Genomic DNA, 11,317 nt, shown 5'->3' on the forward strand with positions numbered 1-11,317 from the left:
GCGGGGGCGGGAGCGGCAGGATCAGAAGAGCTGCCGGGCGGTCAGTCCGGCGGAGAGGCCGAACACCAGGCGGAGCCTCGCCTTGAGCGGTGACAGCGTCCGCGAGGCGAGCAGCCCGTCGGCCAGCAGTTGGGTCTCCGAACCGTGGCCGCGGTAGGTGCGCCGCAGGATGGGCCCGTCCTCACATCTGCTGGCGAGGACCACGGGCCGGTCTCCGCGAACGACGCGTACCAGCGCGTCCGCCAGTGGCGGCGGCAGGTGCCCGGCACCCGTGCCGGCGACCACGAGCGCGTCGACCTCGGCGGCGATGGCGTCGACCAGCCGCCCGTCCGCACCGGCCATCGCCGGTACGATCTCCACCCTCCGGTCCGGCGCTGCGGTGACCGGGAGCCGGTCGGTGACGGGCGGCGGACCGAGCAGCAGTTCCACCTCGTTCTCCACCAGGAACCCGACGGGGCCGGCGGAGGGGGAGGCGAACGCCGCGACCCGGGTGCTGTGGTGCTTGGTCACCAGTCGAGCGACATGGATCTCGTCCTGGAAGACCACCACGGGACCGTACCCGGCGAGAGACGGGTGCAGCGCCGCGCTGATGGCCGCCCTGATGTTGGCGGGCCCGTCGGCGCCCGGCAGGTGCGGGGCGCGCATGGCTCCGGTGACCACGACGGGGACGTCCGTGTCCACCAGCATCGCCAGCGCGTACACCGTTTCCTCAAGGGTGTCGGTGCCATGGGTGACGACCACGCCCGCGGCGCCGCCCTCGATCTCCTCGCGCACCGCCGCGGCCAGCGTCCACATGTCGTCGAGGGTGACGGCGCGGCTCGGCACGGTGCGCACGTCGCGCGGCCGGACGGCGACCGGCAGCCCGCTGACCGTGCCCGCCAGGTCGCCGGCGCCATGGCGTGGCGCCGCGCCGCCCTCGTCGAGAGCCGCCGCGACGGTGCCGCCCATGGCCAGCAGGCTCACTGTGCCGTTGCTCATCGTTCTGCTCCCGTCCTCGACACTCGGCCTCCTCGCACCGCTTCGCCTCCGATCGTCCTTGCGCCTACGCGAACAGTTCCGCGCAGTCGGTCACCGCGGTCAGCTCTGTGAGACGGTCCCACCATGCTCTGGACGTCGGTGAGTCGCCCAGGAGCGCCACGAACTTGTCGCGATGCTCCTCCGCGCTGAGAGGGCGGGTGTGGTGGCCGCGAGGGTTGTCCACGACGGCGGTCAGGGCGCCGTCGTCGGTCCGTACGGTGACACGGGCCGGGGCGGCTTCCGGCCACCGTGCGTCGAATCCGGCATCGGCCCGGACCGTCACCTTGCGCGCCAGCTCGGCGACGGCGGGACGGTAGCGGAAGGCATCGACGCCGCTGCCGCCGACGAGCAGGGCGGTCGCCACCGCGTAGGGCAGGGAGAACCGGCCGGACAGGTCGTTCGGGGCGGGCTGGCGGGCGATCTTGAGGTTGATGCTCACCGTGTCCACCCGGACCTCCCGGATCGCGTCGACCGGTACGGTCCCGATGGCCAGCGCCGCCTCGATCGCGCAGTGCGTCAGGGCGCATGCGCTGTGGACCTTGAAGTAGTTGCGGGTGATGCCGAGCCCGCCGTAGTCCAGCGGGCCCGACAGCTCCGGTCCGTCGACGATCTCGCCCGCCACCCGGCCGAACGCGTCCTCCAGCGCTCCCGCCGAACCCCGGTACCCGGCCTGCGCCATCGCCGTGGCGCGCACCCCGCTCGCCGCGGCGTGTCCGGTGAAGGCGTTGCGCGCGGTCGCGCCCTCGTAGCAGGGCTGCCACGTCGCCAGCACGGGTCCCGTGGCGGCGATGCGAGCCGCGGCCACGGGGTCGGTGCCATCGAGCAGCGCCACGGCGACCGCGGCGCCGAGGGCTCCCAGGTGCCCGTGGGGATGCACGCCCGGCCGCAGCCGGACCGCCCGGAACAGCCGGCTGCTCACCTCGTAGCCCGCGATGACCGAGCGCAGGAGGTCGGCGCCGGGCGCGTGCAGGTGCTCGGCGACGGCGAGCGCCGCAGGGACCACCTGCACGGCCGGATGCCCGGTCGGGCGCATGCCCTCGTCCAGTTCCAAGGCGGTTCCCGCGGTCGCGTTGAGGAAAGCCGCATGCTCGGGATATGTACGCCTGCCGGGTGCCGGAAGCACCGTCGCCGAATGCCCGGCCCCCGCTTTGCCGACCGGTGTCACCAGGCCGTTGCGCTCGTCCAGCGCGACCAGGGCGGCGATCTCCGGCGTCGTGGCCCCGGCGGCGGCGACGGTGTCGGCGATCACGCGCTGGGCGTGCCGGACGGCGGACCCGGGCACCAGGGCCAGGTCCAGATCGGCCGCCGCCGCCACGGCCTCGTCGATGCTGTGCACGGTCGTGCTCACCGCCTCAGGTCGAGATGACGGGTCTCGCCGAGCGCCCGGACGGCACCGGCGCTGATCACGGAGACCAGTACCACGTAGGCTCCGACGGCGTACATGCCGAGCCCCTCGTAGAGGCCGACGGCGATGAAGGGGGCCACGGCCGCTCCCAGGAGCGAGCCGGCCTGGTTGGCCGCCGTCACGCCCGAGTACCGGATGGCGGTCGGGAACAACTCTGCGAAGTAGACGCCCACCGGGGCGTAGGCGAAGCCGACCGGGAAGGCGAACACCACCATGGCGACCGTGAAGAGAACGGGCTCGCCGGTCTCGATGAGCGCGAGTGCCGGGAAGATCGTCACGATGGCCCCGCCCAGGCCCCACATCAGGGCCGTGCGCCGTCCGCGCTTGTCGGCCGTTCCCGCTGACAGGCGGAGGCCGACGGAGTAGGCGCCGGCCGAGATGAGCACAGCCGTGAGCGCGGACGCCTTGCTCATCTCCAGCTTGCCCGTCGCGTGGGCCAGCAGGAAGATGAAGGCGACGTAGAACGTGGTGCTGACCGACACGTAGGCGAGGGTGGCGAGCAGGGTCGTCCGGCGGGCCTGCTTGACGACGCTCACGATCGGCAGCTTGGAGGCCGTCTCCGGACCGGCGCCGGCCTCGGCCTTCCTGCGGCCGGCCTCGAACACCGGGGACTCGCTGATCCGCAGCCGGAGCACCAGCCCCACCACGATCAGCGCGGCGCTGGACAGGAACGGCACCCGCCAGCCCCAGTCGAGGTAGGTCTGGTCGGGGATGACGAGGGTGATCACCAGCAGCACGCCCGTCGAGAGGGCGAGCCCCGCGGTGACGCCCTGCTGCGGCCAGGCGGAGAGCCGGGCCCTGCGGTCGTTCGGGGCGAACTCGGTGGCCATCAGCACGGCTCCGCCCCACTCGCCGCCCACGGCGGCGCCCTGGACGAAGCGGAGCAGCACCAGGAGGACCGGGGCGATCGCGCCCGCCGTCTCGTACGTCGGCAGGACGCCCACGAGCATCGTGCTGACGCCCATCAGGACCAGGGACACCACCAGGGTCGCCTTGCGGCCGATGCGGTCGCCGAAGTGAGCGAAGATCAGCCCCCCGATCGGACGGGCGGCGAAGGCCACGGCGATGGTCGCGAAGGAGGCGAGAGTGGCCGCGACATCGGACATTTCGGGAAAGAACTGGGTACCGAACACCAGTGCCGCGGTGCTGGCGTAGATGTAGAAGTCGTACCATTCGATGGCGGTGCCGAGAAATGCTGCTCTGGCTACCTTCGTGGCCTCCGCCAGGGACGGTGCTGGAGTACCGGTGTCGTCTATTTCTTTCTGAACGTGCGGCACAACTTCCATCTCCTTCGGTTGTGGCGCCTTGAGCGTGCGATGGTGCGTGGGCGCCGATGACTTGGCACCGCGGATGTGAACGGCGTGGTCGCCTGTTCGGGTGGGGGTCACGGCTGGGCCGCGCGTTGGCCTGCTCCGGCGAACTTCCGCGCCGGACGGCGCGAAGGATCGGAAGCCGCCATGCGGCGTCATCCCTGATGGCGTTGCGGAAGGGGTGGTCTCCGGCGGGCCGGCCTCGCGCGGGGTACCGCGTCTAGCGGGCCGACGGGTCGCCTGTGTGTCGACCGGCGGTGAACTGACCGCTGGTGAGCGGCCGTAAGGGGCGGGCTTCGGCGCGCGTGGAAGGCGCCGGCGTGAGGTTCACGTGGACGGGGTCTGGCTGAGGGCGGTTCCGCTCAGCCGGGAGGCGATATCGGCGAAGGCGGGATTCTGCGGTTCCGGGTCGATGTGGACGTCGAACAGCACCGGTCCGGTGGCTTCGGGCAGCGTCCGCTGGAGCAGGTCGAGGTCCCGTACGGACCGGATGCAGTGCGCGGGGATGCCGAACCCCCGAGCCACCTGGCCGACGTCCGGCCATGCGTGCCATGCCTCCGTGTCCGGCAGGCCCTTGGCGGTCAGGCTGTGGCGTTCCTGCCCGTAGCCCCCGTCGTTCATCACGAAGAGGGTCAGCGGAAGCCGGTACCGCACGGCCGTTGACAGTTCACTCAGGCTCATCATCAGGCATCCGTCGCCGAGAACGGCCGTCACCCGTTCGCCGGGACGGGCGACCGCGGCGCCGATCGCCACCCCCAGGGCCTGCCCGATAGCGCCGAATTCGTGGGTGAAGGCATAGCGGCCGGGATCCCAGCTGCGCAGAGTCTGCTGGGCATAGGAGCCGAAATGGCCGGCGTCGACGACGAGCAGCCGGTCCTCCGGCAGGACGGCGTCGAGCGCCTCCACGGCGAGCCGGGGATGGACCGGTGAGGAATCAGGTGCCACGGGAACACGCTGGTCGGGGCCGTCCGGAACGGTCCACCCGGCGGGTGCGGGACGGCCGCTGCCGCCGATGAGGGCGCAGAGAGCGCTCGCGGTGGCCGCCGCGTCTCCCACCAGGGCGATGTCCGCTGGGGTATGCCTGCCGATGGCCTCGCCGTCCCGGTCGGCGTGCACCACGACACCGCCGGAGAAAGCGGTGCCGCCGTCGGTGGTCCACTGGTTGGCCGACGCTCCGAGCACGAGGACGCAGTCGGCTTCGGCGAGCACCCTGCCGGCATGCCCGGAGCCGAGCCCGCCTGCCACGCCGACGTGCCGCGCATGGCGGGCCAGCAGGCCTTTCGCCTTCAGGGTCGTGGCGATCGGCGCCGCCAGCAGGTCGGCGAGCTCTCCCACGGCGGCCGCCCCGCCGTCCGGCGCCACCCCCCGCCCGACCAGGATCGCAGGGCGCCGGGCGGCGGCGAGGGCCGCCGCCGCCTCGGCGACGAGGCGGGGGGCGGGCGGCGGAGGCGCGGGCGGGGCGGCCGTCGGCTCGTAGACGCCGGCCCCGGCCGGCAATCGGGCGTGCATGACGTCGGTGGGGGCGTTGAGCACCGCCGGCCCCCTGCCGGCGCGCACGTGGCGGAAGACGGCGGCGGTGTCGGTGTACACCGTGCCGGGCCGGTGCAGGGGCCGGAAGTACGCCCCCGTCGCGCCGATGAATCCGCGCTGGTCGAAACGCTGGGGATGATCGAGATCGCCGGTCGGCGTATCGGGCGCCAGCAGCACGACACCGGAACGGGCCGCCGCGGCGGTCAGCAGCGAGGTGGCGGTGTTGCTGAGGCCGGGGCCGTGCGTCACGCTCGCCACCCCGGGCCTGCCGGAGAACCGCGCGTAGCCGTCCGCCATGGCGACGGCCCCCTGCTCGTGGCAGGCGTGCACCAGCTTGATGCCGGTTCCGGCCGCTATCCGCGCGAGCAGGTCCACGTTGCCGTCACCCATCAGCGCGAAGACCACATCCGTGTCCTCGGCGACCAGGGCGGCGACGACGGCGCCTGTGACGTCTTCCACATCCTCGCTCATGGCATGCGAGTGTACACAGATGAATTCACGATCCTCAACGATGAGTTCCGAGGAATCGAGAAAACCTATCTCACCTGCACAATCAGAGACCGGTTCCAGTTCGTTCGACGACCGCGACGCCGCACCCTGGGGTGGCGATCTGCCTGTTCGGGAGCAATGTTCCAGCTCTGGAGGACCTCGGTATACACATGTACACTGCGAAGTCAGCCCGACCATCAGCACTCCCGAGCGCCCTCAGCCCGTCACCGCTCCGCGACCGGCTGCAGAGCCGGCCGACTCGAAAGGCTCCCTCCATGGACACCCAGGCAGACGTCATCGTCGTGGGCACCGGCAACGCCGGGTTCTGCGCCGCGCACGCGGCCGCCCAGGCCGGCGCACGCGTGCTGATGCTCGAGAAGGGCCCCGCCGAGGCGATCGGCGGCAACACCTACTTCACCGCCGGAGCGATCCGGACGACCTACCGGGACCTCAGCGAACTGGCGGAACTGGTGGTGGACGACGAACGCCACGCGCGCACCGACATCGCGCCGTACACCGCCGCCGACTTCGTCGGCGACATGGACCGCGTCACGCTCGGGCGGTGCGATCCCTCACTGACCCGCACGATGGTGCATGACATCGCGAACGCCCTGACATGGATGCGCGATCTCGGGATCCGATTCCGCCTCCAGTACGAGCGGCAGGCGTACGAAGTCAACGGACGCCACCGTTTCTGGGGAGGGCTTCCGTTGGCCGTCGTCGACGGCGGGAAGGGCCTGGTGGCCCAGCACCGGCTCATAGCCGCACGTGAGGGCGTCGACATCCGCTGCTCCACCGCCGTTGACCGGCTGCTGCGGGACGCCGACGGCCGGGTGGTCGGTGTCGGGGCAGGTGAGCAGGAGTTCTACGCCGAGGCCGTCGTGCTGGCCGCCGGAGGATTCCAGGCCAACCGCCTGCTGCGGGCCCAGTACCTCGGCCCGACCTGGGATCTGGCCAAGGTGCGCGGTACGCCGCACAACACCGGCGCCGCCCTGCTGGCCGCGCTGGACGCGGGCGCGCAGCCGGCCGGCCACTGGAGCGGCTGCCACGCGGTGGCCTGGGACGCCAACGCCCCGGAGACCGGCGACTTCGAGCTGACCAACCGGCACACCAAGCAGTCGTATCCGCTGAGCATCGTGGTCAACACCGAAGGAAGGCGCTTCCTCGACGAGGGCGCCGAACTGCGCAACTACACCTACGCCAAGTACGGTGCGCAGATCCTCCTCCAGCCCGGCGCCCGCGCCTTCCAGCTCTTCGACGCCAAGACGGCACCGCTCCTGCGTGAGGCCGAGTACCAGGTCCCCGGCGTCACCCGGTACGAGGCGAACTCGATCGCCGAACTCGCCGAACTCGCCGGCATCGACGTCGCCGGCCTCACCGCCACCGTCGAGGGCTACAACGCCGCCACCCGGCCTGGGCACTTCGACCCCTCCGTCAAGGACGGCCTGGGCACGGCCGGGCTCCATCCCCCCAAGAGCAACTGGGCTCTCCCTCTCAGCGAGCCCCCCTACCTGGCTTTCGGCGTGACCTGCGGCATCACCTTCACCTTCGGCGGAGTGAAGATCGACGACTCTGGACGAGTGCTCGACCACGAGAGCGAGGCGATTCCCGGCCTGTTCGCTGCGGGAGAGATGGTCGGCGGCCTCTTCTACCACAACTATCCCGGCGGTAGCGGCCTGTCGGCGGGCACCGTGTTCGGCCGCAAGGCGGGGACGGAAGCGGCCAGACTCGCCTCAACTCTCACCCCGGCCACCTGACGCCTGCACAGGCGGGAGGCCGTGGCCCCTGGGTGTGGCGCCTCGCGGCGTCCCTTCACAGGCGGACATGCGCCGCACCGAGGCGGTCCTCGTCCGAGCGCCGGGATCGGTCGCCGGAAACCCCGTCGGCCCAGTCGAGCAGGCGACGCAGTCGGTTCACGGCCGAGTCGGCCCGGCGGGTGGTGCGGGGCCGGTAGAGAAGACGTGGTCGACGGCGGCGTTGAGGGTGTCGGTCTCGGCGCTGAGGACGGATTCGCTGGTGGGCAGGGCGCGTTCGACCGAGAGTCCGTTGAGGACGGTGAGAAGGAACCTGACGTTGCGGGTGTGGTCTCCTGGGGGCAGCGCGCCTTCCTCGGCGAGCGTGGTCAGCCAGTGTTCGACCCGGCGCTCCGCCTCCCGCTCATGGCCGAGGTATGCGGCGCGTACCGGTTCGGTCGGTTCGGGTTCGATGAAGGTCCGATAAATCGTGCCCCATGCGGTCCGCGCCTTTTCGTTGGTGCCGAGCGGCGCGAGAACCTGCCGCAGGCAGTTCAGCAGCCGTTCGCGGGGCGGCAGCGTCCGGTCCCGGATCGGGTCGCCGGGCAGCAGGTCTTCGTAGATCCGCGCGAGCAGGCTGTCCTGCAGGGCGCGCTGGGTGGGGAAGTGGAACCTCAGCGAGCCGGTGCTCACTCCCGCACGCGCGGCGACCGCTCGGACGCTCAGCTTCGCGGCCATGTCCTCGGCGATCATCTCTGCGGCGGCCTGGAGGATCTTCTCGCGTGTTTCCATGCTCCGCTCTCCTTCGCGTCCCTCAGCCCCCTACTCTACTAGCACGCCGTACTAGCACAGTGTGCTAGCGTTTGCCCGGCGCGCTGACCAGTGGTGTCGCGGCTCATGCGCGAAGGAGGGGTGGAGCATGGCGTGGAAGCAGTGGGCAGCGTCAAAAGCGCCTCAAGCCGGGAGACGGCAGGGAACTACAGCGGTTCCGCTGGTGGCAGCTCCCCCTGCGCTCCCTGATCTGGCTACGGCATCAGGCGCTGCCCCTACCGCCCCTTGGGTGGACAGCCGCGGCAGCTGACGCCCGACCCGGCCTCGGCGGAGGGACGGCGGGCGCGCTTCGGTGCCCGCCGTCCGGGGCTGAGCCGGGCGATCAGCATCGGATCGGTGTTGCTGCTCGTCATCGGTGCGGGCCTGAACCTGTTGCAGCTCGCTGAGCCTGTCTCCCACATTCCCCCGTCACCCAGCGGCTCGGAACGTTCGAATCGCCGATGCACCTGCCGATCTGGCTGAACCTCGCACTGGGGGGCGGGGCCGTTCTGGCGAGCATGGAGCGCGCGCTCCGCCTGCGGTACTCCTCTCTGCTCGACACGGCCGGCCACTGACCCCTTCGAAGTGAGGGAGGCGCGACCACGTCGGCCCTCTTCGGCCGGCTTCTTACGCGATCGGCATGGACCGGCTGCATGAAAACGACATGAGTACGGCGAAAGGAAGGTCATCATGATCCAGTTGAGGCCAAGGCCCGCCGCCCGGTACGGAGCGGTGTTCGCCGCAGCTCTCATGGTTCTCACTGGGTGTTCCTCTGCTGCCTCGGGGTTGCGAGCCTCGTCCGCAGTGGGCGCGTCGGCCTCCGTCCCGTCCCCGGACCCGCTCGCTTGGAGCTCGTGCGGTAAGAGCCTCGAATGCGCCACGCTCAAAGTGCCGCAGGAATACACCGAGCCTGATGGCGCGCAGATTCCGCTCGCGGTCATGCGGCACCGGGCCACCGACCCCGACCACCGCATCGGCACCCTGATCTTCAACCCGGGCGGGCCCGGGGTTCCCGCCACTGAAACACTGCGTAATCTGCCCAGAACAGCTGGCACTCCTGGCGCCTTCTCCCCCGCGGTGCTCGCCAGATTCGACATCATCGCGATGGACCCGCGCGGCGTCGGCGGATCGCAGGCCGTTCGCTGCCTGACCGACGAGCAGCGAGCCGACGCCGCCGGCACCGCCTTCGACCCGGCCGTTCCCGGGGGCAGACCCCTGCCGCGTCTGCTGGCCGATGCCGCCGCATTCACCGACGGCTGCGTCGAACATCAGAGCAAAGACTTCCTGGCCAGCCTGTCCAGCGACAACGTGGCCCGCGACATCGACCAGGTCCGCTCCGCGCTCGGCGAGGACAAGATCACGTACTACGGCTTGTCCTACGGCACCGTGGTCGGCCCGATGTACGCCACCCTGTTCCCTCACCGCGTCCGCCAGATGGTGCTCGACGCGCCCGTCGACACCGACCTGTGGTTCGGCAACTCCCTCCCCTTCCTCCACGACGTCGCCCTGGCAAGCGAACGGACGCTCAACGCCTGGTTCGAGACCTGCCACACCGAAGGGACCGCGGTGTGCCCGTTCGGAGCGGGAGACCCGCAGGCGGCGTTCGACACACTGATCGACACACTGGAAGCGAAGCCGCTGAAGATCGCACCCGCCAAGGGCGCCACCCCGGGAGGCGAACTCGACGGCGCCATGGCCCTTGAGGCCACCCGAGCCCTGGCAGGTGACCAGAGCACCTGGCCGCTGCTGACCTCGGCGCTGCTGGCCGTACGAGACGGCAACGGCGCACCCCTGTACACCCTGTGGAGCAGCGTCACGGTATCCCCCTTCCCTGTCCCTACCGCGATGTTCGAAGCCCACACCGCGGTACGCTGCGCCGATTGGCGGACCCCGGCCGGCATCGCGGCGCACAAGGCCGCAGCCGCCAGGGCCGTTGCTGAGGCCAGGCGGATCGGGACCCGGGCCGCTTACTCCGCGCTGAACTGCGCCCGGTGGCCCGCGCCGAACAAGGACCGCGTGACCAAGCCGCTCACAGGCGCTGGTGCGCCGCCGGCACTGGTGGTCGCAAGCCGACTGGACCCCGTCACCCCCCACCACTGGGCCGAGAACATGATCCGAACCCTGGACTCTGCGGTCCTGCTCACGCGGGAAGGGATCGGACACGGCTCCTACGGCACCAACCCGTGTATCAATAGCGCGGTTGACGCCGCCCTAATCCACGTCACCCACCCGGCTAACGGCACCAAATGCAAGACAAACACGCCCACCACCCGCCCGCTTGTCACCGCGAGCCATTGAGTCACATGCGACCTTCACCCGCGTACGCATACGCGCGGCATGACCGTTAACCGCAAAGACACGCTCGCGAGCTTCGTGACATGCCAGACAACGGCTGGGAGGGCCAGTTGAGGTCCGTGCTTCCGTGCTGGCTCGGTGGCCAGGTGCGGCGAAGTAGCGGTGGAGCGCGGGGTGGCGCGGAACAACCGGTGAAGGGCAGGGCATGCCATCCGCATGCTTTGTTCTTCTCAGCGGACCGCTCGGAGCGCGCGATAGATGGTTAGCGAGCCCCTCTCCGAACCTCTGCCTGAAAGCACACAAAATGACACCAAGGAAACTCCCGTGAACGACGAGCACGCCCGGTGCGGGCCAGTCCCGCACCGGGCGTGCCGGGAGGTCGTCGGCGACGTCCCGCGTTGCTCTGTCGGACGGATCAGCAGGTCGGCTCGCCGCTCTGCGCGGGGACGTTGATCGCACTCCACGCGGCCTTCACCGCGTTGCATTCGGTGGCCGTGCTGGGGAACAGCTGCTTGGCCGCCTGGAGGGTCGCGACGCGGGCGCGGGCGTGGCTCCAGCTCGTCACCTTGCGGTTCAGGCCGCCCATGAAGATCTGGCCGGCCTTCTGGATGCCGATGCCCGTGACCCTGGAGTTGTTGCAGGTCGGGCTGGTCGGGTTGCCGTTGGACGGGTTCGAGCCCTCCGCGAGCAGGTAGAACCAGTGGTTCTGCGGGCCGGCCGCCGCGTGC

At 70.7% G+C, this 11,317-nt stretch carries 9 protein-coding genes; 2 read left to right on the forward strand and 7 right to left on the reverse strand.

Translation table 11 applies throughout. The features are described 5' to 3' along the window. Positions 1-21: 21 nt before the first annotated feature. From AB0C84_RS31865 to AB0C84_RS31880, 4 genes are all read right to left on the reverse strand, one after another. On the reverse strand, positions 22-978 hold the full coding sequence (locus AB0C84_RS31865; protein ID WP_361073773.1) for an asparaginase: 957 nt from the start codon (positions 976-978) through the stop codon (positions 22-24). Between the two features lie 64 nt (positions 979-1,042). Continuing rightward, complete coding sequence (locus AB0C84_RS31870) at positions 1,043-2,365, reverse strand: MmgE/PrpD family protein (RefSeq protein WP_361073775.1); 1,323 nt, start codon at positions 2,363-2,365, stop codon at positions 1,043-1,045. Further along, positions 2,362-3,699, reverse strand: coding sequence for an MFS transporter (locus tag AB0C84_RS31875; RefSeq protein ID WP_361073776.1), 1,338 nt, complete (start codon positions 3,697-3,699; stop codon positions 2,362-2,364). The genes AB0C84_RS31870 and AB0C84_RS31875 overlap by 4 nt, the downstream gene beginning before the upstream one ends. A 360-nt stretch (positions 3,700-4,059) precedes the next feature. Next, positions 4,060-5,733: a thiamine pyrophosphate-binding protein gene (locus AB0C84_RS31880; RefSeq protein ID WP_361073778.1), complete on the reverse strand. Its 1,674-nt coding sequence runs from the start codon at positions 5,731-5,733 to the stop codon at positions 4,060-4,062. A gap of 293 nt (positions 5,734-6,026) precedes the next feature. Here AB0C84_RS31880 and tcuA point away from each other — a divergent pair, with 293 nt between their 5' ends. Further along, on the forward strand, positions 6,027-7,508 hold the full coding sequence (gene tcuA, locus AB0C84_RS31885) for an FAD-dependent tricarballylate dehydrogenase TcuA (protein ID WP_361073780.1): 1,482 nt from the start codon (positions 6,027-6,029) through the stop codon (positions 7,506-7,508). Positions 7,509-7,664: 156 nt separating this feature from the next. Here tcuA and AB0C84_RS31890 read toward each other — a convergent pair whose 3' ends face one another. Both AB0C84_RS31890 and AB0C84_RS31895 read right to left on the reverse strand, forming a co-directional pair. After that, positions 7,665-8,276 carry a TetR/AcrR family transcriptional regulator gene (locus tag AB0C84_RS31890; protein WP_361073782.1) on the reverse strand — a complete coding sequence of 204 codons (612 nt, stop codon included), beginning with the start codon at positions 8,274-8,276 and terminating at the stop codon, positions 7,665-7,667. A 254-nt stretch (positions 8,277-8,530) separates the two neighbouring features. Further along, complete coding sequence (locus tag AB0C84_RS31895) at positions 8,531-8,668, reverse strand: hypothetical protein (protein WP_258941000.1); 138 nt, start codon at positions 8,666-8,668, stop codon at positions 8,531-8,533. Between the two features lie 514 nt (positions 8,669-9,182). Here AB0C84_RS31895 and AB0C84_RS31900 point away from each other — a divergent pair. After that, entirely contained in the window at positions 9,183-10,592 is a 1,410-nt protein-coding gene (locus AB0C84_RS31900) for an alpha/beta hydrolase (RefSeq protein WP_361073784.1), read from the forward strand. A 412-nt stretch (positions 10,593-11,004) separates the two neighbouring features. On the opposite strand, the gene AB0C84_RS31905 is transcribed toward AB0C84_RS31900, so the two are convergent. Continuing rightward, on the reverse strand, positions 11,005-11,317 hold a 313-nt coding region (locus AB0C84_RS31905; protein ID WP_361073785.1), incomplete at its 5' end, for a M4 family metallopeptidase.

Source organism: Actinomadura sp. NPDC048955 (assembly GCF_040649435.1).
Taxonomy (GTDB): domain Bacteria; phylum Actinomycetota; class Actinomycetes; order Streptosporangiales; family Streptosporangiaceae; genus Spirillospora; species Spirillospora luteofluorescens.

Coding starts and splice junctions, on each gene's coding strand:
- AB0C84_RS31865 (WP_361073773.1), bottom strand. CDS start 978: ATGAGCAACGGCACAGTGAGCCTGCTGGCCATGGGCGGCACCGTCGCG.
- AB0C84_RS31880 (WP_361073778.1), bottom strand. CDS start 5,733: ATGAGCGAGGATGTGGAAGACGTCACAGGCGCCGTCGTCGCCGCCCTG.
- tcuA (WP_361073780.1), top strand. CDS start 6,027: ATGGACACCCAGGCAGACGTCATCGTCGTGGGCACCGGCAACGCCGGG.
- AB0C84_RS31890 (WP_361073782.1), bottom strand. CDS start 8,276: ATGGAAACACGCGAGAAGATCCTCCAGGCCGCCGCAGAGATGATCGCC.
- AB0C84_RS31895 (WP_258941000.1), bottom strand. CDS start 8,668: ATGACGAGCAGCAACACCGATCCGATGCTGATCGCCCGGCTCAGCCCC.